Genomic DNA, 518 nt, shown 5'->3' with positions numbered 1-518 from the left:
CCGCAGCAGACCGTGGCGGGCCTGGGGGCCGGCGGGGACCTGGATTTGGCGCTGATCTTCCAGGTCGGGCCCGGCGGGCTGAGCTGGCCGGCGAACCTCTCGCGCACCTGGCTGGGCGATGACCAGTTCCGCGTGGTGATCCCCGCCTCCTGGCCGATGTCCGATGACTCCACCCTCAGCCTGGACCAGCTGGCCCAGTGGCCATGGATCATGCACCATCCCGGCGCATCCGATGCAACGCTGATTGCCCGGCTCTTCGCCTCCTACAACATCCACCCGCAGGTGGCCGCGTACTGCGACGACTTCGAGGCCTCGCTGAACCTGGTGGCCGCCGGCTTCGGCGCCGCCCTGGTCCCGGATTTGGCGATGGCCCGCGCCCCGGAGGGACTGCGCCTGGTCGATGCGCCCGAGATCCGCCTGGCCCGTTCCATCTTTGCGCTGATGCCCGACCAGGCCGCCAAGCCCAAGGCCAGCCTGGTGCTTGACCGGCTGGCGCAGGTGCTGGACCGCCACCCGAC

General features: G+C 70.7%; 1 protein-coding gene. It reads left to right on the top strand.

Translation table 11 applies throughout. The annotated features are described in order from the left end of the window. Window positions 1-12 precede the first annotated feature (12 nt). Window positions 13-518, top strand: a 506-nt coding sequence (locus JCM19049_RS17320; protein ID WP_279403533.1) for a LysR substrate-binding domain-containing protein, incomplete at its 3' end; no start/stop codon positions are given.

The sequence above is a fragment of the Arthrobacter sp. JCM 19049 genome (genome assembly GCF_001310435.1).
Note: the sequence above shows the minus strand (reverse complement) of the source record. Positions and strands in the feature narration are given on the sequence as shown.